Source organism: Pseudomonas sp. NPDC088444, assembly GCF_044900175.1.
GTDB lineage: Bacteria > Pseudomonadota > Gammaproteobacteria > Pseudomonadales > Pseudomonadaceae > Aquipseudomonas.
Map to the genome: position 1 here is coordinate 105,754 of NZ_JBJDNK010000012.1, position 23,881 is coordinate 129,634.

Annotated in this window: 24 protein-coding genes and 2 pseudogenes; 14 read left to right on the forward strand and 12 right to left on the reverse strand. The window is 60.7% G+C overall.

Annotated elements, in window-relative coordinates; genetic code table 11:
* Positions 1-52: 52 nt before the first annotated feature.
* From ACI2KB_RS22895 to ACI2KB_RS22905, 3 genes are all read right to left on the reverse strand, one after another.
* A complete protein-coding gene (locus ACI2KB_RS22895; protein WP_404638239.1) occupies positions 53-1,021 on the reverse strand; it encodes a L,D-transpeptidase family protein in 969 nt (322 codons plus the stop codon).
* Between the two features lie 85 nt (positions 1,022-1,106).
* Complete coding sequence (locus tag ACI2KB_RS22900; protein ID WP_404638241.1) at positions 1,107-1,400, reverse strand: hypothetical protein; 294 nt, start codon at positions 1,398-1,400, stop codon at positions 1,107-1,109.
* Between the two features lie 136 nt (positions 1,401-1,536).
* Positions 1,537-2,142 (reverse strand): arylesterase, encoded by a 606-nt coding sequence (locus ACI2KB_RS22905; protein WP_404638243.1) that lies wholly within the window; start codon positions 2,140-2,142, stop codon positions 1,537-1,539.
* Between the two features lie 10 nt (positions 2,143-2,152).
* Here ACI2KB_RS22905 and ACI2KB_RS22910 point away from each other — a divergent pair, with 10 nt between their 5' ends.
* Positions 2,153-2,836 (forward strand): ABC transporter ATP-binding protein, encoded by a 684-nt coding sequence (locus tag ACI2KB_RS22910; protein WP_404638245.1) that lies wholly within the window; start codon positions 2,153-2,155, stop codon positions 2,834-2,836.
* Positions 2,836-5,346: an ABC transporter permease gene (locus tag ACI2KB_RS22915; protein WP_404638247.1), complete on the forward strand. Its 2,511-nt coding sequence runs from the start codon at positions 2,836-2,838 to the stop codon at positions 5,344-5,346. Before ACI2KB_RS22910 ends, ACI2KB_RS22915 begins: the two co-directional genes overlap by 1 nt.
* A 42-nt stretch (positions 5,347-5,388) precedes the next feature.
* On the opposite strand, the gene greB is transcribed toward ACI2KB_RS22915, so the two are convergent.
* From greB to ACI2KB_RS22945, 6 genes and pseudogenes are all read right to left on the reverse strand, one after another.
* A complete protein-coding gene (greB, locus tag ACI2KB_RS22920; RefSeq protein ID WP_404638249.1) occupies positions 5,389-5,877 on the reverse strand; it encodes a transcription elongation factor GreB in 489 nt (162 codons plus the stop codon).
* Between the two features lie 146 nt (positions 5,878-6,023).
* Positions 6,024-6,227 (reverse strand): annotated as a pseudogene (locus ACI2KB_RS22925) (ATP-binding protein); the annotation flags it as partial.
* 24 nt (positions 6,228-6,251) lie between these two features.
* A complete protein-coding gene (locus ACI2KB_RS22930; protein WP_404638251.1) occupies positions 6,252-7,043 on the reverse strand; it encodes an ABC transporter ATP-binding protein in 792 nt (263 codons plus the stop codon).
* A 17-nt stretch (positions 7,044-7,060) separates the two neighbouring features.
* Entirely contained in the window at positions 7,061-7,798 is a 738-nt protein-coding gene (locus tag ACI2KB_RS22935; RefSeq protein ID WP_404638253.1) for an ABC transporter permease, read from the reverse strand.
* A 13-nt stretch (positions 7,799-7,811) separates the two neighbouring features.
* Positions 7,812-8,531: an ABC transporter permease gene (locus tag ACI2KB_RS22940; RefSeq protein ID WP_404638255.1), complete on the reverse strand. Its 720-nt coding sequence runs from the start codon at positions 8,529-8,531 to the stop codon at positions 7,812-7,814.
* A 275-nt stretch (positions 8,532-8,806) separates the two neighbouring features.
* Positions 8,807-9,703, reverse strand: coding sequence for a LysR substrate-binding domain-containing protein (locus ACI2KB_RS22945; protein WP_404638257.1), 897 nt, complete (start codon positions 9,701-9,703; stop codon positions 8,807-8,809).
* Positions 9,704-9,806: 103 nt separating this feature from the next.
* Here ACI2KB_RS22945 and ACI2KB_RS22950 point away from each other — a divergent pair, with 103 nt between their 5' ends.
* The 4 genes from ACI2KB_RS22950 to ACI2KB_RS22965 all read left to right on the forward strand — a co-directional run bounded on the left by ACI2KB_RS22950 (position 9,807) and on the right by ACI2KB_RS22965 (position 14,184).
* Positions 9,807-10,622, forward strand: a complete 816-nt coding sequence (locus ACI2KB_RS22950) for a 2OG-Fe(II) oxygenase (RefSeq protein WP_404638259.1) — start codon at positions 9,807-9,809, stop codon at positions 10,620-10,622.
* Between the two features lie 75 nt (positions 10,623-10,697).
* Complete coding sequence (locus tag ACI2KB_RS22955) at positions 10,698-11,555, forward strand: transporter substrate-binding domain-containing protein (RefSeq protein WP_404638261.1); 858 nt, start codon at positions 10,698-10,700, stop codon at positions 11,553-11,555.
* A gap of 294 nt (positions 11,556-11,849) precedes the next feature.
* Complete coding sequence (proP, locus tag ACI2KB_RS22960) at positions 11,850-13,352, forward strand: glycine betaine/L-proline transporter ProP (RefSeq protein WP_404638263.1); 1,503 nt, start codon at positions 11,850-11,852, stop codon at positions 13,350-13,352.
* 340 nt (positions 13,353-13,692) lie between these two features.
* On the forward strand, positions 13,693-14,184 hold the full coding sequence (locus ACI2KB_RS22965) for a GNAT family N-acetyltransferase (RefSeq protein ID WP_404638265.1): 492 nt from the start codon (positions 13,693-13,695) through the stop codon (positions 14,182-14,184).
* Positions 14,185-14,196: 12 nt separating this feature from the next.
* On the opposite strand, the gene ACI2KB_RS22970 is transcribed toward ACI2KB_RS22965, so the two are convergent.
* Positions 14,197-14,904, reverse strand: coding sequence for a tRNA (adenine(22)-N(1))-methyltransferase (locus ACI2KB_RS22970; RefSeq protein ID WP_404638267.1), 708 nt, complete (start codon positions 14,902-14,904; stop codon positions 14,197-14,199).
* 203 nt (positions 14,905-15,107) lie between these two features.
* On the opposite strand from ACI2KB_RS22970, the gene ACI2KB_RS22975 reads away from it, so the two are divergent.
* The 8 genes and pseudogenes from ACI2KB_RS22975 to ACI2KB_RS23010 all read left to right on the forward strand — a co-directional run bounded on the left by ACI2KB_RS22975 (position 15,108) and on the right by ACI2KB_RS23010 (position 21,764).
* The gene (locus tag ACI2KB_RS22975) at positions 15,108-15,254 is read left to right on the forward strand and encodes a FecR/PupR family sigma factor regulator (protein WP_404638383.1); all 147 of its coding nucleotides are present in this window, start codon (positions 15,108-15,110) and stop codon (positions 15,252-15,254) included.
* Positions 15,227-15,355: pseudogene (locus ACI2KB_RS22980) on the forward strand (GNAT family N-acetyltransferase); the annotation flags it as partial. The gene ACI2KB_RS22975 and the pseudogene ACI2KB_RS22980, both read left to right, overlap by 28 nt.
* 119 nt (positions 15,356-15,474) lie before the next feature.
* Entirely contained in the window at positions 15,475-15,798 is a 324-nt protein-coding gene (locus ACI2KB_RS22985; protein ID WP_404638269.1) for a hypothetical protein, read from the forward strand.
* A gap of 447 nt (positions 15,799-16,245) precedes the next feature.
* The gene (locus ACI2KB_RS22990; protein WP_404638271.1) at positions 16,246-17,649 is read left to right on the forward strand and encodes a sodium:solute symporter family protein; all 1,404 of its coding nucleotides are present in this window, start codon (positions 16,246-16,248) and stop codon (positions 17,647-17,649) included.
* A 66-nt stretch (positions 17,650-17,715) separates the two neighbouring features.
* Complete coding sequence (locus tag ACI2KB_RS22995; RefSeq protein WP_404638273.1) at positions 17,716-18,669, forward strand: 2-hydroxyacid dehydrogenase; 954 nt, start codon at positions 17,716-17,718, stop codon at positions 18,667-18,669.
* Between the two features lie 287 nt (positions 18,670-18,956).
* Positions 18,957-19,601 carry an HAD family hydrolase gene (locus tag ACI2KB_RS23000; protein WP_404638275.1) on the forward strand — a complete coding sequence of 215 codons (645 nt, stop codon included), beginning with the start codon at positions 18,957-18,959 and terminating at the stop codon, positions 19,599-19,601.
* An 82-nt stretch (positions 19,602-19,683) separates the two neighbouring features.
* Positions 19,684-20,904 carry a putative DNA modification/repair radical SAM protein gene (locus tag ACI2KB_RS23005; protein WP_404638277.1) on the forward strand — a complete coding sequence of 407 codons (1,221 nt, stop codon included), beginning with the start codon at positions 19,684-19,686 and terminating at the stop codon, positions 20,902-20,904.
* Entirely contained in the window at positions 20,901-21,764 is an 864-nt protein-coding gene (locus ACI2KB_RS23010; RefSeq protein ID WP_404638279.1) for a TIGR03915 family putative DNA repair protein, read from the forward strand. The genes ACI2KB_RS23005 and ACI2KB_RS23010 overlap by 4 nt, the downstream gene beginning before the upstream one ends.
* Before the next feature lie 13 nt (positions 21,765-21,777).
* On the opposite strand, the gene ACI2KB_RS23015 is transcribed toward ACI2KB_RS23010, so the two are convergent.
* Positions 21,778-22,818, reverse strand: coding sequence for an alpha/beta hydrolase family protein (locus ACI2KB_RS23015; protein WP_404638281.1), 1,041 nt, complete (start codon positions 22,816-22,818; stop codon positions 21,778-21,780).
* 409 nt (positions 22,819-23,227) lie between these two features.
* Entirely contained in the window at positions 23,228-23,833 is a 606-nt protein-coding gene (locus tag ACI2KB_RS23020) for an FMN-dependent NADH-azoreductase (protein WP_404638283.1), read from the reverse strand.
* Between the last annotated feature and the right edge of the window lie 48 nt (positions 23,834-23,881).

A 23,881-nucleotide genomic window follows, 5' to 3' on the forward strand; every position in this document is an offset into this window, starting at 1 on the left:
AGCGCACTATTTCAAGCGCACAGCGAGCGGGTCTACCTCATGGAGCGATACGTTACTGCAGCGTCATCTGGGTCGCGGGCGCTGCCGGAGCGGCCACGCCAGGCACTGCGATCTCGACCGGCATGCCATCTTCAGCGGCGACGACGTCACGCACTTCATCCCAGTTGATGCGCAGGCTGCTGGCCAAGTCTTCGCGCTTGAGCAGCGCGTTGATCACGGCGGTGTGCTTGTCGACCACCGACGGGTTGCCGCTTTCATCCAGCGGTGTGTGAGCTTCCAGATAGACCTTGCCGCCACTGACACCGAATTTGTACGGCTCGTTGATGATGCGAACAGTGGTCCCCACCGGCACCATGTCGGCCATTTCCAGCACGTTATTGTTGTACATGCGGAAGCAACCGTGGCTGGTGCGCATGCCGATACCAAACTTCTTGTTCGAACCATGGATCAGGTAGCCCGGCAGGCCCAGCCCGAATTTGAACGGCCCCAGCGGGTTGTCGGGACCGGCTGGCACCACGTTGGGCAGAATGTCGCCATCAGCGGCGTGCTCAGCCTTGACCGATGCCGGTGGCGTCCAGGTCGGGTTAGGCGTCTTGGCGGTCACCTTGGTCGTGGAGATCGGCGAACCCCAGCCCTCGCGACCGATACCCAGCGGGAAGGTATAAACGACGTTCTTGCCTTTGGGGTAGTAATACAGACGGTACTCGGCCAGGTTGATTACGATGCCTTCGCGCGGGCCCGGCGGCAGAATGAAACGCGTCGGCAGGATCACCTGAGTACCGGCGCCTGGCAACCAGGCGTCGACGCCGGGGTTCGCTGCGATCATTTCCAGATAGCCCAGATCGTATTGGGTGCCCAGGTCAGCGAAGGTGTCTTCGTACTTGGCGGTGACAGTCTGGACCTGACCGATGATGTCTTCGCCGGGCGGCGGCAACGGAAACTCCAGAGCAGAAACAGGGCCGGCCGCACACAGTGCAGCGAGCGACAGACAGCGGGCGAAAGCTGGAATGCGCGACAACATCCGGGGAAATCCTTGGGTAAGCGAAAGGCAGGAATTAGCGCGATTGTACACGCCTGCCAGCGCCTTCGGGAGTAGGCGCGACGGCTTACGCCCCTGCGTCGATTTCCGGCCAGATCGGGTGCATGCCGCGACGTTGTGCGTCGATGATCGCGCGGCACAGCGGGCACAGCCGGTCATCCTGATAGATCGCCTGTTCAACCCCGGACCAGCGCGGTTGGGCGGGCAACAGCGTGCCGCAGAGCGTGCGGTCCGCAGAACCGGCTAGTTCCAGTTGCCGAGCGACCAGATGCACACGCACTTCCTGGCACGCGAACAGGTCCAGCTGCTCATCGGGCTCAATCAGTTGGTAGGCAAAAAGGGACCAGGCAGGGCGGCGCATCGAGGGGTTTCCAGAGAGGGGGCGCAACATTAGCGGAAAGGCGGCGTCTCGGAAAGAGCCGCAGCCCTTTAATTTTCAGGGTTTGGGTGTTTTTTTCAGGTTGGCTTTAGATCAGAGTAGCGATTCAAAACCGAACCTATAACAACCCCTTCAACACGGGCCAAACATTATCCAACAACCGCGGCTGCGCATTCGCTGCCGGGTGCAACCCATCCGCCTGCGTCAACTCAGGCACCCCTCCGACGCCTTCCAGCATGAAGGGCACCAGCGCCACCTTCTTTTCAGCCGCCAGATTGCCGTACACCGCTTTGAACGCGTCGGTATAACGCGCGCCGTAATTGGGCGGAATCTGCATTCCCAGCAGCAACACCTTCGCCCCAGCGGCGCGGGAGCTGTCAATCATCGATGCAAGATTTTGTTGCAATTGGGCGGGCGGCTGCCCACGCAGGCCATCATTACCCCCCAGTTCGAGGATCACCAGGTCCGGTTTGTGCGCTGCAAGCAGCGCAGGCAAACGTGCCAGGCCTCCGGCGCTGGTGTCGCCGCTGACCGACGCGTTGACCACTTTATCGGTGTAGCCCTGCTCTGCCATGCGCTTTTCCAGCAAGCTGACCCAACCCACCCGGGTATCCAGGCCGAAAGCCGCGCTGATACTATCCCCAACAATCAGCACCGTGCCTGCCATCGCTCCTTGAGACAACAGCAGCAACCCCAGGCCAGTACTTAATAACCACGCACGCATCGGATTCTCCATGAGCGAAAGTATTCTCAGTGCCCGGAACCTCAGCAAAGTGGTTCCCAGCACCGAAGGCGACCTGACCATCCTGCACGAACTCTCGGTGGAACTGAACAAGGGCGACACACTGGCCATCGTCGGCGCCTCCGGTTCCGGCAAGTCCACGTTGCTGGGATTGCTGGCCGGGCTGGACTTGCCCAGCGCGGGTTCAGTCACATTGTCGGGGCGCAATCTGAGCGAGCTGGATGAAGACCAGCGCGCCCGCGTCCGCGCCGAGCACGTGGGCTTCGTATTCCAGTCGTTCCAGTTGCTGGACAGCCTCAATGCGCTGGAAAACGTCATGCTGCCCATGGAGCTTGAGGGCCGTAAAGACGCCCGGGAAGAGGCCCGTCATTTGCTGGAGCGGGTCGGACTGGGCAAGCGCCTGACTCACACCCCAAAACAATTGTCCGGTGGCGAACAACAGCGCGTGGCGATTGCCCGTGCCTTTGCCGCCGACCCCGACGTGCTGTTCGCCGACGAACCCACCGGCAACCTCGACAGCCATACGGGCGAGCGCATCAGTGACCTGCTTTTCGAACTCAATCAGGAACGTAATACCACCCTGGTGCTGGTGACCCACGATGAGCGTCTGGCCCATCGCTGCCGCCGTTTGATTCGTCTTGAAGGTGGCCGCCTGGTCACCCCCATGGAGCCTTGATGGCACGTCTGCCCTTCGCTCGCCTGCTGAGCCTGGCCGCCCGCCAGTTGCTGCGCGACGCCCGCGCCGGAGAGCTGCGGGTGCTGTTTTTCGCGCTGGTGGTTGCGGTCGCCGCGAGCACTGCCATCGGTTACTTCGGGTCACGGCTGAACAGCGCCATGCTGCTGCGCGCTACCGAGTTTCTTGGCGCCGACCTGATTCTCAGCGGCTCGACCCCGGCCAAGCCTGAGCAGATCGAGGCGGGGACGGCGCTCAAGCTCGATCACTCGCGCATCGTGATCTTCTCCAGCGTGGTCGCCACCGACAACGGCATCCAACTGGCCAGCGTCAAGGCGGTCGACGCGGCCTACCCGCTGCGTGGCGAGCTGAAAAGCGCTGCAGCGCCCTACCAGCCCGAAACCAGTGGCGGCGAGCCTGGCCCCGGCGAGGCCTGGGCGGAAACCCGCGTACTGGTAGCCCTGAACCTCAAGGTCGGCGACAGCATCGACGTCGGCTCGACCACCCTGAAACTCACCCGCGTATTGACCTACGAGCCTGATCGCGCCGGTAATTTCTACAGCCTGACACCACGCGTGATGATCAACATGGCCGATCTTGAGGCCACCAAAGTCGTGCAACCGGGTAGCCGGGTCTCGTTCCGTGACCTGTGGCGCGGCACGCCGGACAATCTGGCCGCCTACCGCAAGGCCATCGAGCCGGATCTGGCGCCCAATCAAAAGATCGACGACGCCCGCGATGGCAATCAGCAAATTGGCGGCGCACTGGGCAAGGCCGAGCGTTACCTGAACATGGCCAGTCTGGTGGCCGTCCTGCTCGCCGGGGTGGCTGTGGCACTCTCGGCAGCGCGATTCGCGGTACGGCGTTTCGATGCCAGCGCCCTGTTGCGCTGTCTGGGCCTGTCACGCAACGAAGCGCTGGTGCTGTTCAGTCTGCAGTTGGCAATGCTCGGTATTGCAGCGAGCGTCACCGGCGCCCTGCTCGGCTGGTTCGCTCAGTTGGGCCTGTTCTACCTGCTGGAAAGCCTGCTGCCTGCGGCTGTCCCGCCTGGCGGCTGGCTCCCGGCACTGGCTGGCATCGGTACAGGGTTGGTGGCGCTGGCAGGATTTGCCCTGCCGCCATTGGCCGCGCTGGGCCGAGTACCGCCCTTGCGCGTGTTGCGCCGTGACATGCTGCCAATACCGGCGAGTACCTGGCTGGTCTACGGCGCTGCATTGTTGGCGCTAGGGCTGATCATGTGGCGTTTGAGTCTGGATCTGGTGCTGACTTTCGCCCTGCTCGGTGGCGGCCTGGTCGCGGCCACCGTGCTCGGTGGCATTCTGCTGCTGGCGCTGCAAAGCCTGCGTCGATTGCTGGCCGGGGCTTCGCTGCCGTGGCGCCTGGGTCTTGGGCAACTGTTGCGCCATCCCATGGCCGCTGCCGGGCAATCACTGGCGTTTGGCCTGATTCTGCTCTCCATGGGGCTGATCGCGCTGCTGCGCGGAGAATTGCTCGACACCTGGCAAAACCAGTTGCCCAAGGACGCACCGAATTATTTTGCCCTGAACATCCTGCCCACCGAGCGCGACCACTTCGCCCAGCGCATGAGCGAACTGTCCACCCACAGTGCCCCGCTGTACCCCATGATTCCGGGGCGGCTGATGAGCATCAACGGCGAGCCCGTGAGTAAATTCGTGACCAAGGACTCTCGTGGAGAAAACGCCACCCAGCGCGACCTCAACCTGACCTGGTCGGCCCACCTGCCCGAGGGTAACAGCATCACCGAAGGCCAATGGTGGAGCGACCAGCCGCCTGCCGCTGACGCGACTCCCGGCGTGTCGGTGGAAACCAAACTGGCGAAGAGCCTGAACATGAAGCTGGGCGACACCCTGAGTTTCGTGATCGGCGGCGCCAACCATGAGGTCAAGGTGACCAGCCTGCGGGACATCAACTGGGACACCTTCCAGCCGAACTTTTTCATGATTTTCCAGCCCGGCACGTTGCAGGACGTCCCGACGACTTACCTGACCAGCTTCTACCTGGCACCGGGGCACGATCAACAGATCGTCGAGCTGTCCCGCGCGTTCCCGGCGGTGACCATCCTTCAGGTGGAGGCCTTGCTGGAGCAACTGCGCAGCATCCTCGATCAAGTCACGCTGGCGGTTCAGTACGTGCTTCTCTTCGTATTGGCTGCCGGGTTGGCGGTGCTGTTTTCGGGCTTGCAGGCGACACTGGACGAACGCATTCGTCAGGGCGCACTCCTGCGAGCGCTGGGCGCCAACCGGGCTTTGCTGACCAAAGCGCGAAGGATCGAGTTTGGCCTGCTGGGGGCGGTCAGCGGCGTGTTGGCGGCGCTGGGCTGTGAGCTGGTGAGCTTTGCCCTGTACCGCTACGCGTTCAATCTGGAGTGGTCGCCACACCCGTGGCTGTTGCTGCTGCCGCTGATTGGCGCAGCATTGGTAGGTGGCGCGGGCGTGTTTGGCACTCGCCGGGCACTGAATGCAAGCCCACTGACGGTGCTGCGAGAAGGCTAGGGGTGAGCAGGCATCGCCGGAAAAAGGGCTTTCGGCGATGCCTCAATCAGCGACCTGATACTCGATCTTCGTCACCCACCACAGTTTTTCCCCGGCGGGCACGCGTACCGTCACCTCGTCGTCCACTTGCTTTTTGAGCAACGCACGAGCCATGGGCGAGTCGATGGAAATGTAATCCATGCGCCCGTAAATCTCGTCATAACCGACGATGCGAAAGCGCTTGGTCTCGCCTTCTTCGTCTTCGATTTCGACCCACGCACCGAAGAACACCCGCCCCTCCTGCTCAGGCGAGTACGCCACCACGCGCATGTCTTCCAGACGCTTGCGCAGGTAGCGAATGCGCCGGTCGATTTCCCGCAGCAGTTTCTTGTTGTACTGGTAGTCCGCGTTCTCACTGCGATCGCCTAGGGAGGCGGCCCAGGCCACTTTTTGCGTAATCTCCGGGCGATGTTCGCGCCACAGGTAATCCAGCTCTTTCTTCAGTGCTGCGTGGCCTTCGGTGGTGATGATTTTGGTGCTTGACTCGAACATCCGCAGCTTCCAGTTCACGGTGAGGCACAGGCCCGACTGAAGCGCCGGACCTGAAGGTGGCGCCCACTAAACTACACCGCCGCCCGGACGGCAACCCGTTGCCGGAAGAATCGTCGCGCTACAGCGTCGACGCCTCGCGCTCATGAGCGCGGCAGGTAGATCGACACCGTCGTGCCTTCGCCCACCACGGACTGAATTCGGACCTGCCCGCCTGACTGCTGAGCAAATCCATAAATCATCGACAGGCCGAGCCCCGTGCCTTTGCCAATGGGTTTGGGGGTGAAGAATGGCTCAAAGGCAAGGGCGATCACCTCAGGCGGCACGCCGCCGCCCGTATCGCTGACGCTCAGCCATCATCCAACGACCGCCCCCCATCACTCCGTGGTGCGTTGATGATGACTGGCGACAAATTGCCGGAAACGCTCCGTGGGCAGGCCTTCGAACAATTCATCGGGCGTACCCTGGGCGTCAATGAGTCCCTGCGCCATGAACACCACCCGGTTCGACACATGCCGGGCAAAGCCCATTTCGTGGGTGACCACCAGCATGGTTCGACCCTCTTCGGCCAACGAACGCATGACCCGCAAGACTTCGCCCACCAGCTCGGGGTCCAGCGCCGACGTGGGTTCGTCGAACAGCATCACTTGCGGGTTCATGGCCAGGGCGCGGGCGATGGCAACACGTTGCTGCTGACCACCGGACAGGTGCGCCGGGTAATAGTCACGACGGTCGTAGAGGCCAACCTTGTGCAGCAGTTGCTCGGCCTCTTCCACACATTCGGCCTTGGAGCGTTTCAGCACACGCATGGGGCCTTCGATGATGTTTTGCAGCACGGTCATGTGTGACCACAAATTGAAACTCTGAAACACCATGCCTAATTTGCTGCGCATCGCTTCGACCTGGCGCGTATTGCTCGGCAGCAAGCGCCCGTTGGCGTGATGCTTCATTTCGATGACTTCGCCATCCAGTACGATGCGCCCCTCGTCCGGCGATTCCAGCAGGTTGATGCAGCGCAGAAAGGTGCTTTTGCCCGACCCACTGGCGCCCAGGATCGAGATCACGTCGCCTCGGTGTGCCTCCAGCGAAATGCCCTTGAGTACCTGCACCGAACCGAAGGATTTACAGATATTGCTGACCGACAGCGCGGCCTGGCCTGGTTGATTCATGACTGTCTCCGCTGCATTCAAAGGGATGAAGGCGTTTCAGGGGCCGGATGGGCGACACGCTGCGCCGGGCGCTCGCGCAGGTGCGGCGAAAGCTGGTACTCGACCCATGCCATGAAGCGCACGATCAGGAAGTTGAGCACCAGATAAATCAACGCCGCGCAGAGGAACACCTCCATGGTGCGGTAGGTGCGTTGAATGATTTGCTGGGCGATGCCGGTGACGTCCCACACGGTAACAAGGCTGGCGATGGCCGTGGATTTGACCATCAACACCGCCTCGGTCGAATACGCGGGCAACGCCTGACGCAACGTGACCGGCGCGATGATCCGGCGCAGCAGCGTCCAGCGGCTCATGCCCACTGCCCGCCCGGCTTCGATCTGGCCGTGGGGGACGCTTTGCAGGCCGCCGCGAATGATTTCAGCGGAGTAACCCGCTGTGCACATGGCCAATGCAACGACAGCGCAGCCGTATGGCGAACGCAGGATTTCCCACATGAAGCTGCTGCGGATGGCCGTGAACTGACCCAGCCCGTAATAGATGAGGAACATCTGGATCAGCAACGGTGTGCCGCGAAACAGCCAGATGTAGAAACGTGCCGGGTAGCTAAGAAACGGCCAACGACTCACGCGCATAGCAGCGATGCCGATCGCCAGCAGCAGACCGATGCAGAGGCTGGAGAAAAACAGGCTCAAGGTGGTGGGCAGTGCCGCCAGCAGTTTGAGCATGGTGTCGCTGAGAAAGGCAAAATCGATCATGGGCGTTCCCCTCTCAGGCGTTCGGCGAGCGGCGCTGGGTGCGCTGCACGCGGCTTTCGGCAATGTTGAACAGGCGACCGGACAACCCGGTGAGTATCAGGTAGCAGGCGCCGCCGACGATGTAGAACGTGAAGTATTGCCGGGTGGAACCGGCCGCGACTTGGCTGGCGCGCATCAGCTCGACCAGGCCGATCACCGAGATCAGCGCCGAGTCCTTGAGGGTCATCTGCCAGACGTTACCCAGGCCCGGTAAGGCGTAGCGCCAGATTTGCGGGATCAGCACGCGACGAATTCGCATGCGCCTGGTCATGCCGATCGCCAGCGCAGCCTCCAGCTCGCCTTTGACGATCGCCAGATAAGCGCCGCGATAGACCTCTGCCTGATAGGAACCGGAAATCAGCCCCACCGCCAGCGCGCCCACCAGAAACGGTGGCGTATCGACGAAGCCTTCGCCGCCGAACCAGTGGTTGATCGCCCCCAGCACGGTGGCGCCACCGAAGTAGAATAGGTAGATCACCAGCAGCTCGGGAATCCCGCGAAACAGAATCGAGTAAGCATCGCCCAGATAACGCACCCCGCGACGTTTTGACAGCTTGGCCGCTGCCACGGCGCTCCCGGCCACCGCCCCCACCACCAGAGCCGACAGGGTCAGCAGCACCGTCATGCCCGCCGCCTTGAGCAAGGCTGCGCCCCACCCGTTGTTTCCGAAGCTGAGCAGTTGCAAGAGATCCATAGCGTTTTCCCGCCGCAAGCTGTGAAACGTCCGGCGCCTGACGGCACCACCCTACCCATACGTACTTGTCTGTACAAGCATATGCAATTTGATTGCCAGATCGTTTTTGAAATCTGAGAGGGCATCCGGAGAACCCTCTGTTCAGGCGATCCGCGCCAGTTAAGGTTCAATGGAATACCCGTGTAAGGTCGCGCTTGGATAGTTGTAGGACGCATCGCTTTGGGGCGGTGGGAAACATCCGACCCCATAGACGTGCGTTGCGCCGTAACAATCGCTCAGGCGTCGGTCAAGAGCGCAATGAGGCTTTGCACGTTGGCACGCTTGCGCTTTTCGGCGGGTACAAAGGCGCAATAGGGATGCCCGAGGGGCAAGGACCTCGACGACAGGACGATCAGCCGCCCCGCCGCCAGATCGGGTTGAGCAATGAGTTTCTGCCCCAGCGCAATCCCGCAGCCTTGCCGCGCCAGGGTGATCGACAGGCTGGACAAACCGGAGCGCCGTCCCAGTGCAGGGTCCGGTGGCGCTTGCCCCACTTCGCTGGCGTACCAGTCGCTCCAGGTCGGGTGGGACGCATAGTTCGCACCCCATTGCGTGTGAATGAACAGGCTTTGGTGAATCCGCGACAGATCAAAATCGCCGTTGCCGTGGCGATACCACAGTTCGGGTGCGCACAACGGCACCACATGATCGTGGGCCAACGGGATCGCCTCCAGCGCGGGATAGTGGTAATCGCCGTAGCTGACGCGAATGTCGATGTCGTGCCGGGCCAGATCCACCGGGTCATCTTCGACACGCACGTCCACTGACAACTGCGGATGGCTCTCCAGCAACAGCGCCAGCTTCGGCGTCAGCCACACTTCGGCGAGAGAAAACGGCACGCTGACGATCAATCGCGTGCGCATCTCGCCCTCCAGCAACCGAACGGTCATGGCGGCAAGCTCACCAAGGGCGCGCGACGTCTGCGCAAAGACCGCCAGCCCGGCGTCGGTCAAGGACAGACGATTGCCGTTGCGCACGAACAGCTTCTTGCCGAAGTATTCCTCCAGATGGCGCACCTGCTGACTGACCGCCGCCGCAGACACCCCTAACTCCTTTCCAGCCGCCGCAAAGCTCGACAGGCGTGCAGCGACTTCGAAGGTTCGCACGGCATTCAGCGGCGGTAACGTGTTCACGGCAACCTTCCTTAAGTTTTGCTGTGGGGAGGCTAACAATTTTTGCCGTTGTTGCGAAGGTTTACGCAGGTTAGGTTAATTCCACACCTAACAGGAGGCCAACATGGGCACCGTCATCAACCTGCAGCGCTATCCACTGGACCGACCTGACAGCGCTGAATGGCACGCGCTGGTAGAGGCGTCTCGCGCGGAACTGGCGCGCAATGGCATGTTCAGTCTTGAAGGCTTTATCCAGGCAGACGATGTCGCACAAGCCGCGCGACAGATTCAACCGACCATGGATGCCGAATCCCACACTCACAAGCGTTCTCACAACATCTACTTCAAGCCGGACATTCCGGAACTCCCTGCCGGGCACCCCGCCCTGGCGAAGGTTGAAACGGTCAGCCACACCCTGTGTGCCGACCAGTTGAAGGACAGCCTGGTGACCGCGGTCTACGAGTACCCGCCGCTGGTGGCCTTTCTCAGCGCGGTGATGGACAAGCCCGCGCTGTATGTGATGGCCGACCCGTTGGCGCGGGTCAATGTGATGAGCTATCGCGAGGGCGAGACCCTGAACTGGCATTTCGACCGTTCGGAATTCACCACCACCTTGATGCTGCAATCGCCTGAAGCGGGCGGCGAGTTCGAATACCGCACAGACCTGCGCAGCACCGACGATCCCAATTACGACGGCGTGGCCGAACTGTTGCGCGGAAACGACCCCAAGGTGCAGAAACTGCGCCTGAGCGCTGGCACTCTGAATGTGTTTCGTGGGAAAAATACTGCGCACCGGGTGACACCGGTACAGGGTCAGCGGGAGCGCATGGTCGCGGTGTTTTCGTACTACGAGAAACCGGGCGTGGTCTTTTCGACCGAAGAACAGACCGGTTTTTATGGGCGCGCCGTGGCCCTGAGCACTGAAGAAACAGCGGCGTAAAACATAACAATAACGCTCGGCTTTTGACCTAGTTTGACCCTGCCAGTCCTTCCAAAACATGAATTGGGGAAACACATGGGCCACACCTGTAACGTCACAAAAAAAATCATCGCCTGTGCGGCACTGGGCAGTCTGCTGACCTTCGGCAGCACCGCATTCGCCAAAGAGTGGACGTCGGTTCGGGTCGCCACCGAAGGCGCTTACGAGCCGTGGAACATCACCCTCCCGGGCGGTGAAATTTCCGGCTTCGAGCCTGAATTGCTCAAGGATATCTGCGCGCGGATCAAGCTGGAGTGCAAGCTTCAGGCTCAGGATTGGGATGGCATGATCGAAGGCCTCAACCGGGGCAAATTCGACGTGCTGATGGACGCCATCGTGATCACCCCGGAGCGTGAGCAGGTCGTCGCGTTTTCCATTCCTTACGCCAACACGCAAGCGGTGTTCGCCAGCGCCGACCCTGCGCTGATCAAGAGCATGCCCAGCAATGAAGTAATCAAACTCAGCGGCGATCCTGTGGCTGACAAAGCGGCTATCGACAAGATGAAGGCGCTGGTCAAGGGCAAGATTCTGGGGATTCAGTCGGGCACGGCCTACACCGACTTCGTGAAGAAGAACTTCGGTGACATCGCGGATATCCGCGAGTACAAAAAATCCGGTGAGCACTTGCTGGACCTGACCTCAGGCCGCATCGACTTCGCTTTTGACGACGTGACGTTCTTCACCTCCGCACTGGAAAGCCCCGATAACAAGGCCGTGCAGATGATCGGACCGAAAATCGGCGGGCAGATCTGGGGGCCGGGTGAGGCGCTGGCGTTCCGCAAGGACGATAACGACCTGCGCGAAAAATTCAACGGCGCGCTTCAGGCGGCACTGGAAGACGGCACTGTGAAGCGTCTGTCGGAGAAGTGGTTCAAGGCCGATATCCGGCCTTGATGACTATCGACTGGCCAGGCGACTCAGTTCGCCAGGCCCGCCACATATTCCTGCCTGACACTGATGCCTTGTGGGAGCGAATCATTCGCGATAGCGGTTGTTCGGCCAGCAGATCTTCATCGACTGTACTGGCCGATCACGAATGAATTCGCTACCACAGGACTGTGCTCGAACACTAAAACCGAGCTGCCACTGAATTTTTTCGTGTCGTTTTGTATCTGATCGAAAAGAACGATGCCATCACACCGACAGCATCGACGTCATGCACCACCGATCAGCAATCGAGTGACCCGAATGAAATCAGGCAAGAAAAAAGTCCAGCCCATCGGGCTGAAAGACATCACCATCGTTGACGACGCGAAGATGCGCAAAGCGATCACCGCTGCGGCGCTGGGCAATGCGATGGAGTGGTTCGACTTCGGCGTGTACGGCTTCGTCGCCTACGTGCTGGGTAAGGTATTTTTCCCGGACGCCAGCCCCGGCGTGCAAATGATCGCTGCACTGGCGACCTTCTCGGTGCCCTTCCTCATCCGTCCCTTGGGCGGTGTATTTTTCGGCGCGCTGGGAGACAAATACGGCCGACAGAAAGTCCTCGCCGCCACCATCGTGATCATGTCCCTGAGCACCACGGCCATCGGTCTGATCCCCTCCTACGCGTCCATTGGTATCTGGGCGCCGATTCTGTTGTTGTTGGCAAAAATGGCTCAAGGCTTTTCGGTCGGAGGCGAGTACACGGGCGCTTCGATTTTTGTCGCCGAATACGCACCTGACCGCAAACGCGGCTTTCTCGGCAGTTGGCTGGACTTCGGCTCCATCGCAGGTTTCGTCCTCGGCGCGGGCATTGTGGTACTGATTTCGGCAGTGATTGGCGAAGACAAGTTTCAGGAGTGGGGCTGGCGCCTGCCGTTTTTCCTGGCCCTGCCGCTGGGCATGCTCGGGCTGTACTTACGTAACGCGCTTGAGGAAACGCCTGCCTTCCAGCAGCACGTGGACAAACTCGAACAGGGCGACCGCGAAGGCCTGTCCGGCGGACCGAAAGTCTCGTTCAGGGAAGTCGCCACACAGCATTGGCGCAGCCTGATCACGTGTATTGGAATCGTGGTCGCGACCAATGTTACGTATTACATGTTGCTCACGTACATGCCGAGCTACCTGTCCCATAACCTGCACTACAGCGAGAACCACGGCGTGCTGATCATCATCGCGATCATGGTCGGCATGCTGTTCGTGCAGCCTCTGATCGGGTTCATCAGCGACAAGATCGGCCGCAAACCCTTCATCATCGTTGGCAGCATCGCGCTGTTCATTCTGTCGATTCCGGCGTTTCTGCTGATCACCAGCGGCAAGATCGGGTTGATCTTTGCAGGCCTGCTGATCCTCGCCGTGGTGCTCAACTTTTTCATTGGAGTGATGGCTTCCACCCTGCCCGCGATGTTTCCGACCCACATTCGCTACAGCGCGCTGGCCAGCGCCTTCAACGTCTCAGTGCTGATCGCCGGTTTGACGCCGACCCTTGCGGCATGGCTGGTGGAAACCACCGACAACCTGTACATGCCCGCGTATTACCTGATGGTCATCGCGGTGATCGGCCTGGTGACCGGCGTGACCATGAAGGAAACCGCCAACAGGCCTTTGCGCGGTGCCGCGCCAGCGGCTTCGGACATCGCAGAGGCCCGCGAACTGCTGCAAGAGCACCACGACAACATCGAACAGAAAATAGAAGATATCGACGCGCAGATTGCCGAGCTGGAAGCCAAGCGCAAAGAGCTGGCGCAGCAGCACCCGCGTATCGACTGATGCACCGTCGCACGGGCCGCTTCATCCGGGTGTGCCCTGCGTCCCGTCGGGTTGGCGGCCAGGCATGCTGCGAAGGTTTCCGGGGGCTCGCGCTCGATCTGACCCCACACCCCGTCTTCGAAATCACATTGCCCGGCGACACCACGTTGACGCGAATACGGTCGCGGCATTGGGCATCAGCGGCCCGGCGGAGCGTCTCCCGGTTTCACAGATGCCACGACGCGCCTCGTCCGTCATGCGCAAGCTGTTCGATGTCGCCAGGTGCTGAGCGGCTGTAAAAATCCAGCACAGCACCGAAGAGTTTTCTATCATGCGCTCCTGCCCACTCAACGAGACCGCCATGAATGCCCCCCTCTTCCGCACGGCTACCCTGGCCGACGTCGACCGCTGTTTCGAAATTGAAACCACCGCCTACGAAGGCGACGAGGCGGCCACCCGGGAAAAGATCGCCACCCGCATCGCGCAGTACCCCCAAGGCTTCCTGATCATGGCGCTGGAAGGCGAAGTGATTGGCTTCATCAACGGCGGCTGTGCCCATGAGGTGGTCATGTCCGACGAGGCGTTCAAGGAGCTGGTGGGTCATGACAGTGATGCGCCGAATGTGGTCATCATGTCGGTGGTCATCGACCCGGCGCATCAGGGCAAGGGCTACGCCAGCCTGATGATGCGCACCTTCATCGAACGCATGCGTGCGATGCACAAGCGCACCATTCATCTGATGTGCAAGGACCGCCATGTCGAGCTGTATGCGCGCATGGGCTATGAGTACGTGAAGCCTTCCGAGTCAGACCATGGCGGCATGGCGTGGCATGAGATGGTCATGACGCTCTGAAGCCGTTTGGCCTTATCGAGCAGCAGCGCCCAGCATGGCACTGATCGATTCGGCTTCTTGGACAATCGCCCGCACCTTGTCTGGCGGCACCGGCTGACGGGCGCGGGCGAAATCCTCCAGCGTCTGCTGCCTGCGCTTGAGCAGGCGCTGCCATTTGAGCAAAAACGCCGGGCTGCGAGACTTCAGAAGCAGCGGGCCGAAGTACAGTTCCTCGGCACTGTAGGTCACAGGCCCCGAACGTTCGGCAACGATGAGGTCGTAGTCGAAACGGTGCTCGTGCAGCACCTCCTCATGGACAATCCGATACCCCTGATCCATCAGCCATTGGCGCAACGGCGGCTCACCTCCGTTGGCCTGAAAAATCAACGCTTCCTGCCCGCTCAAACGCTCTCGCCCACGGTTGAGAATGTCGCGAATAGTCTCGCCGCCCATGCCGCACATCGTGATCGCGTCGATGCGATCACGCGGCTCGATGGCCGTCAGACCGTCGGCATGGCGCACAACGATTGACGTTTCAAAGCTGTTTTCGCGAACCGTGCGCAGTGCTGCATTGAACGGCGTCAGCGCCACCTCGCCTGCCACGGCAAATTCAATCAGCCCACGACGCATCAACGCCACCGGCAGGTAGGCGTGGTCGGAGCCGATGTCGGCAAGGCGCGCCCCCGCAGGGACGCGCGCGGCGACGCGCTCCAGGCGTGCGGATAAGGTGTGTTCGTTCAACGGCGATCTCTGACTGAAGGTCCGGCAAGGCGGCCGGACCGGGGCGCGGAGTTTGGGTAACTTCCCGTGCTCGCGCAACCCTGCGATATCGACACGGTATTGATAATAATTATCAACAACTATAGAGTCCCGCGCCTCCACCCTCTCGACGGACCTGTCATCAGACCCTTTTCTTTCAGGCAGCGCACCACCAGGATGAGGCTCTGGACTGGTTGCTGCGCTTGCAGCAGGCACCGGGGGACATGGCAGTGCGCAACGCATTCGAACAGGGGCGCGATACCGATGAAGCCAACGCCAAGGCCTTTCGCAAGGCTGAGCAGTCGCCATTCGCCGTTACACCCATGAGGTGATGACCGAGAACCTCGGGATCGACGGCACGCTTGGCTATCAGGAAACCCACCGCGCGACCCAGGATGGGTTCGCCCGGGTGTTCATGCGCAAGGCGTTGTGAAGCCTCGTTTGTAAAGTTGACCCTTTACTCAACTTTTACGGAACGCAGACCTTTCTTTACATCGATTCGGTGTTTCATAGATCCATGGCGAACCCAAACACATCGCCTGAGGAGACACCATGATTTCGAAGATGACAAAAGCCTTGATCCTGTCCGGTTGCCTGGTCGCTGCGGGTGCCGCATCAGCCAGTGACCGCGACGTCGTTGTGCCAGTCATCGCCGGGGCCGCAGTGGGTGCGGTATTGGCCACGGTGATCAGCGGCGCGGGCCACGATCACCACCGCCCTGAGTATCGGGATTATCGACCACAACCGCGTTATCAGCCGGTGTATCAGCCCGTCGCTTACGTGCCGGTCCGTCCTCGCCACTACGCACCACCGCCTCCTCCACCACATGGCTATTACGACCGTGGTTGGGGCCATCGTGGAGAAGGTCGCTGGTAACCGCTCAGGCAGTGCCTCACAGACCGCCGTCCGCAATGACGGCGGTTTTTTTGCGCCTGAAAAGTCAACACGCCCCGCCTGAAATACGAAGGATTGACCAGCGGCCCTTGATTCATGTGCGCGCAAGCGTACGATTGCACTGCGTTGTACGATGACGTATAACGAATGCTTCGTATTGAGTTGCCCACCAGCATTAATCACGAGCCTCTAATAAAAATGAAAAGACACACACCCCTCTCTTCTGCACCCTCAATCCAGCCTGATAACGCCTGCGCCCCGCGCTCTCACGGTTTCTCTCCGGGCAACTGACCGCGCCCATCGGCCTCATCTCGCCGGGCAACACCTCGCCCAAGCTTTTTGTGTCGTCATACAACGACCGCTCGCCGACCGGGCATCGGTTGCCCGAATCAGCCTTTCACGCCTCCCAGTAACGGGAACGGAGAGAACATGGACCCAAGAATAACAATCATCCTGTGCCTGACCGCAGGCTACTTCGTTGTCATGTCGTACATCGGTTATGCCGTTCGCAAACACGCCAAAAGTAGTGAAGGCTTCACCAGCGGCGGCCGCAGTTTTCCGCCCTTTCTGATCGGCGCCCTGCTGCTGTCTGAATTCATCGGCAGTTCGGTGAGCATCGGCACGGCGCAGAAAGGTTTTGAAGCCGGGATTTCCGCCGCGTGGAACCTGGTTGCCCTGTCGCTAGGCTTCCTGTTGCTCGCGCTGGTGCTGGCGAAGAAATACCGTGAGACCGGCCTGAACACGATTTCCGGCATCCTCGCGCAGAACTACGGCCAAGGCACCCGCTATGCGGCCTCAGTGCTGACCATCTGCGCCCTGAGCATTGTGTCGGTCGCGCTGTACGCCAGCGGCGGCGCCGTTCTGGCAGCGGTACTGAACATCGACAAGACCGTCGCAATCCTGCTGGTCGGCGTGGTCACGGTGTTTTACGTCAGCATCGGCGGCATGCGTTCGGTGGTCTACACCAACTTCGTGCACGCGGCGATCAAGTACATCGGCATTGTGCTGGCCTTGGCATTCGCCTTGAACGCCACGGGCGGCATCGGCGCCATGCAGGCCAAGCTGCCCGCCAACATGTTCGACACCACCGGTGTGGGCTGGGGCCAGATTTTCGCCTGGATGATCGGCGGCATCGGCTCGATCTTCGCCACTCAGTACGTGATTCAGGCGCTGGTAAGCACCCCGGACCACAAGACGGCCAAACGCGCCTGTTTCTACGTATCGTCGCTGATGATCCCGTTCGGCATCATGGCGGCCCTGATCGGCATGGCCAGCGCTTATCTTTACCCCGGCATCAAATCCATCGACGCCTTCCCTGCGCTGATCGCTCACATGCCCACCTTCTCGGCCAGCATTGTGGTCATCGGCCTGGCCGGCGCGCTATTCGGTGGCATCTCGGCCAACACCATGGCCTCCGCCACGCTGGTGCTGAAGGACTTCTACGACCCCTTCTTCAACAAGGAAAAGAACGACCGCAAGTCGGTGATCTTCATCCGTACAGCCATCGTCGTCATCGGCTTCCTGCCGCTGATTCTGGCGCTGTTCGCCGACAAGATCCTGCTGATTGCCTTCCTCGGCAAGGCGCTGCGCGCCACCCTCGCAGTGATCGTGCTGATGTGCTTCTACGCACCGAAATTCGGCACCGGTCGCGGCGCGCTGGCGGGCGTGATTCTGTCGGTCATCTCCACCATCGGCTGGTTCCTGGCGGGTAACCCTTACGGCATCGACAGCTCGTACTTCGCGCTGTTCGCGCCCCTGCTGACCATGGCCATCGCCGAACTGCTCAAATCCGGGCGTTCCGAAGCCCAACCTGTGTTAAACAAGAACGGCTGACACGTCATTCGCGGCTGAAATCAAGGCGTGGTCCGATTGGCAGGGCCGCGCCGCAAGGAGGAAACAATGAGCGACAAGAAAGCCGAAGTGCTGGTCTGGGGCCCGATGCATGCCGCCCTGACCGAAAACCTGAATCGCGACTTCACCGTGCACAATCGCTGGGAAATCAAGGATATCGCCGCCTGGGCTGCCGAGCATGGCGCTAACGTGCGCGGCGTGGTCACCAGCGGCGTCTATGGCACCGACAACGCCGTACTGGATCGCCTGCCGAACCTGCAAGTGGTCAACAGCTTCGGCGTCGGCTATGACGCCGTCGACACCGCCTATCTCGCCCGGCGCGGCATCAAGCTGAGCAATACCCCCGACGTGCTGAACAACGCCGTGGCCGAAACCGCCATGGCCTTGATGCTGTGCGTCTCCCGCCGTATCAGCGAAGCCGAGCGCTTCGTCCGCGCCGGACAATGGGGCACCGGCAAATTCCCGCTGGGCAACGACCTGTGCGGCAAGACCTGCGGCATCGTCGGCCTGGGCAAAATCGGCAAAACCATCGCCAAACGCGTTGCAGCCTTCGACATGGACATCGCCTATTACCGTCGTGGCCAGGCGTATTCCGACGTTTCTTACACTCACTATGGCGACCTGATCGAACTGGCCAAGGCGTCGGACTACCTGATCGTCATCGTGCCAGGCGGCGCCGACACCCAGCACCTGATCAACCGTGACGTTCTCAAGGCGCTGGGGCCAAAGGGCTATCTGATCAACGTCGCTCGCGGCTCTGTGGTCGACGAACAGGCGCTGGTCTCCTCACTGCTGGAATCGGAAATCGCCGGAGCCGGGCTGGACGTGTTTGAAGACGAGCCGAATGTGCCCGCTGAACTGACTCGACTGGACAATGTGGTGTTGACGCCGCACATCGGCAGCGGCACGCATGAAACCCGTCAGGCGATGGCGGATCTGGTGTTTGCCAACGTCAGTCGGTTCTTTGATGAAGGTGGGTTGGTGACACCGGTTTCACTTTAAAGCTCGAACGCTCAGGCTGTGGCTGACTGCGACTGACTTGCCGATGGTGTTGGCTGGCCGATCGCTTTCGCCAGCAAGCCGGCTCCTACAACGATAGCGCCGGGTCCAGACCTCAGGTTCGACGCCTGACCTGTGGGAGCCGGCTTGCTGGCGAATACGATCTGTCATTCAGTCCATCTGTGACTGGTCCACCGCACTGACCACAGGTCAGCAACCTCCCCTCCCCGCCAACTTTTCGGGATAATGCCGGTCCAACCGCCCCGAACACGAGCACGGGAGAATCCTGTTTGAACATCGCTGGCGTCATTTTTGACTGCGACGGCACTCTGGTGGACAGCGAACGTCTCGCTGCCGGACTGCTGCGCGACATTTTGCAAGAACATCAGGTCATGCTGACCGTCGACGAGGTATTGGCACGCTTTCGTGGCGTACAGTTTGCGCTGTGCATGGAAGGCCTGTGCCGCGACTACCCGTGGTTGCCCAACATCGAGATCGTCAACAGTTTTCGGGCTCGCACGCTGCCGTTGCTTCAGGAGAAGCTGGAAGAAATGCCCGGTGCGGTGGAGTTCGTTCGAGGGCTGTCGCTGCCCAAGTGCGTGGCCTCCAACGGCCCACGCAGCAAGATCGAGACGTGCCTGAGCACAGTGGGTTTGCTGGATGTGTTTCACGGCCTGATCGTCAGCGCCTATGAAGTCGACGCGTGGAAGCCCTCTCCTGTTCTCATCGAACACGCAGCGGACCTGCTGGGCCTCAAACCCGATGAGTGTCTGTTGGTAGAGGACAGCATTCCGGGGGTTCAGGCGGGTCTCAGTGCGGGTGCTCAGGTGGCAGGTTATGGCGATACGGATTTTTCCGAGTTCGTCGATCACGCCAATTTTCATCCGGTGAAAAACTACGGCGAGCTGAGAGAACTGGTTCAGAGGATCAGTTAACGCCGCTGTCATCCATTCAATTGGCCCTTGTTCATCACGACCGAACTCGATACTGTATATAAAAACAGTATCGAGAAATGTCATGCAGCTGATCGACAAGCTGAGCATCCTCGCCGACGCGGCCAAGTACGACGCCTCCTGCGCCAGCAGCGCGGCCCCCAAGCGCAGCTCCGAAGGCAAATCCGGCATTGGCTCCAGTAACGGCATGGGTATTTGCCACAGCTATACGCCGGACGGACGCTGCGTTTCGCTGCTCAAGGTGCTGTTGACCAACTTCTGCCTGTACGACTGCCAGTATTGCGTCAACCGCCGCTCCAGCGACGTGCCGCGGGCGCGTTTCAGCCCTGAAGAAGTGGTCACCCTGACCCTGGATTTCTACCGCCGCAATTGTGTCAGCGGGCTGTTTCTCAGTTCCGGGATCATTCGTTCAGCGGACTACACCATGGAACAACTGGTCCGAGTCGCCAGGCTGTTGCGCGAAGAGCATGAATTCCGCGGTTATATCCACCTCAAGACCATTCCCGAAGCGGATCCGGCGCTGATCGAAGAGGCCGGGCGTTATGCCGACCGGCTAAGTGTGAACATCGAACTGCCCACCCAGACCGGCCTGCAAACGCTGGCCCCAGAGAAAGAAATGGGGTCGATCAAACAGGCGATGAAGACCATCTACACCGGCCAGCAAACCGTGCTCAACGAGCCAAGAGCACCGCGCTTCACCCCGGCCGGTCAAAGCACACAGATGATCGTCGGCGCCGATGACACCGACGACAGCACCCTGCTGCACACCGCCGAGTCGCTGTACGGCGACTTTCGCCTCAAGCGCGTCTATTACTCGGCCTTCAGCCCCATTCCTAACAGTCCCAAGAGCGTGCCGCTGGCCGCGCCGCCGTTGCTGCGTGAACATCGGTTGTATCAGGCGGACTTTCTGCTGCGTGGGTATGGCTACAGCGCCCATGAACTGCTGTCGGGACCAGGGCATCTGGCGCTGGACATCGACCCGAAACTGGCCTGGGCGCTGGAACATCGCGACACCTTCCCGCTGGATCTTAACCGTGCGGAACCGGCGATGATCGCGCGCATTCCCGGAATCGGCATTCGCACCACGCAACGGCTGGTGGAATTGCGTCGTCAACGACGCATTCGCTATGAAGACCTGACCCGCCTGCGTTGTGTACTGAGCAAAGCCAAACCGTTCATCATCACCAGCGACTATCACCCACGTCAGGCGGAAACCTCCAGCGTGCATCTGCGCGAACAACTGCGGGACAAGCCTCAACCGCAACAGATGGCGTTGTGGGCATGATTACGCTCGATTGCGATGACCTTTTTGACACCTGGCGGCAACAGGCCCGATGGCTGCTGAGCCATCAGGTCAACCCGGATCAAGTCAGCTGGAGTGTGCGCGAAGACGCCGACTTGTTCGACAACGACGATCAATACCCGGCGCAGATGGGCCCATTCCAGGCGCGCGTGCCGCTGGCGTTACTGGAATTGCTGCAAAACGCCGCTCAGTATTGCGGCGCGCAACGCTGGAGCCTGCTGTATGAAGTACTGTGGCGGGTCAGCCATGGTGACCGCACGGCCATGTTGGCGGGGGACAAACTGGGCAGCGAGCTGCACCGACGCTTGAAACAGGTCAGCCGCGAAGCCCACCACTTGCATGCTTTTCTGCGCTTCATTGCCCTGCCCGTCGACCCCAACCCCAAAGATCTGGCGGTCAAGGCGGCATTGCTGGACATGCAGACGCTGCCCGAGTACGTCGCGTGGCACGAACCGGCTCACCACATCCTGCGCACCGCCAGCGAGCATTTTATCGGGCGTCTGGGGCGCCATCGCTGGATGATCGCCACGCCTGACGATGGCGTGTTTTACGACGGCCAGCAGCTCATTCACAAACGTCAGTGCCCGGAAGCGTGGAAAGCGCTGGCCCGCAATGCCGATGACCCGCATGGCGAACTGTGGCTGACCTACTACAGCCACATTTTCAACCCGGCGCGGCTCAATCCCAAGGTCATGCAGGGGCATTTGCCGACACGGTTCTGGAAAAACCTGCCGGAAGGCCCGCTGATCCCGGCGTTGATCAGCGAGGCACGCACGGGCAAGCAGCGGGATGGCCAGGCCCGGCAGATTGCCGAGCGGCGGGGCAAGGTGATTCGCAGGTAATTCAGCGCACGGTTTACTGGCGATGCAACGCCGTCTGCATGCCTGCGGTGTTCATTGGAGAGCCCAGCGCGGTGCCGAAAAACTCAACGGCGTCGTTGCTGAGGTTGCGGTGAATGTCTTCGCGGTCCACACCCATGGCGTCAGTACACAAGCCCGGCGTGGTCGCCCGTTGCATGTCATCGCACGGCGCCATGAACACGAAGTGCCCGGCTCCGGCGAGTAATTTGAAGTCAGTCACTTCCGGCAGCTTGCTTGCCAGCGCCTCGGCGTTCTTGTCGATGGCGAGGATTTCATCGCCGTCGCCGCTGTAGAGCAGCACCGGCACATGGATGTCTGACAGGGTATGGCGGCCGAACATCAGGCCTAGCGGCGCCATCAGCATCAGCGCACCGACCCGAGGGTCTGCTTGCGCATGCAGGTCGTCCCGGTCAGCCAGCAACTCGCCTTGAGTCTTGCAGGCATCGATATCCTGTGGTCGTTGCAGGCAGTAGTTGCGCAGCCGCTGCAGATCAGGCTTGGCGCCTGCGAGAATCAACGCGGTCTCGCCGCCTGCCGAGTAGCCAATCACACCGACGCGCCGGGCACTGATGTAGGGCGACAGCATCGGATCGAGCAAGGCGGCACTGATCGCTTCGGAAATCTGCATCGGGCGCCCGTAAAGATTGCTCAGGCTGCCGAGACGGCTGTGGTCCAGGTAGTTGTCGCCGGGATGGAACACCGCCACGACAACGAAGCCGCGACGAGCGAGGGAAGTGGCAATATCATGCTGCGCCAAAGGCGTACCGGTGTTGCCGTGGGACAGCATCAACATCGGGAAACGGCCCATGGCGACGGTTGCATCTTCGGTGGCCTCGATCGGGTAGCCCTGAACGCGGGTGATCTTGTCCGGGTCCGTGGAAGGATAGAAGGCATAGGCATGCATGGGCCGCGAATCCAGCGGATCGAGGAACGTCAGCTCGTGAAAACCCACGTTCCAGTTCTGCCGTTCGCTGGCCTGCACCGAAATCAGGCTGCTTAACAGGCCAATCATCATCACTGCACAAAGACGCATCATTGCAATGCCCCTCACCCTTCCGATCCCTGCCTGCCCGTTCGGCCCCCATTGGCCTGAACGCCTTGTAAACCGTTGCCTGTGGCTATCTGACAACCCTTCATCGATAACATTCACAGCGCCACTTAGATCATTAGTGCACAAGACGGGCCAAACTCGAACACATCGGGAAAACTGGCCGAGCATCAAGCGACACTGGCTGAATCAGCGGCCATTTTACTGCCCTTCGCCAAAGGTTACGCGCAAAGTAACCGCAAAGCCTGTCGGCTGACTGAACACGTGTGAATCAATGCCCCGGAAAGCACGAAAGCCCCGTCACCTTTCGGCGCAAGGCCTTGGGTGACGGGGCTTTCGGTGTCACGGATCGCTACTGCTCACGCCACTCAACGGCTGGCAGGTGCGCCCGTTCGGCTCAGGCGAACAGGGTTTCTTCAATGTGCTTTTTCGCGGCACTCATCGCGTTGGTGCGAGGCTCGTCACCGTAGGCCAGGCCGTGGGCGAATACGAATTGCAGATCGGTCACGCCGATGAAACCGAACAGCACTTTGAGCAGGTCTTCGTGGCCGACGCTGGTCGGTTGGCCCTGATGCAAGCCACCGGCGGTGGAAACGATGATCACCTTCTTGCCTTTGCACAGGCCTTCAGGACCGGCTTCGGTGTAGCGGAAAGTGCGGCCAGCAACGGTGATGCGGTCGATCCAGGCTTTCAACTGGCTTGGAATGGTGAAGTTGTACATCGGCGCGCCGATCACCACCACGTCCGAGGACAGAAACTCTTGCAGGGTGGCTTCGTTGGTTTCCACTTCCAGTGTCTGTGCAGCATCGCGGCCTTCAGCCGGGGTGCCAGCGGCGGCCAGAGTGGCGCCGGAGAAGTGGCTCAGCGCATCGCTCGCCAGGTCGCGGTAAACCACTTCGGTGCCCGGTTGGGTGGCGACGAAAGACTGAACCACGCTGCGGCTCAGTTGGCGCGAAGCAGAGTGGTCGCCGAGAATGCTGGAGTCGATGTGCAAAAGTTTCATAACGTGCTTCCCAAGTGAGAATCGCCACAGGGCGATCAGATGGGGATC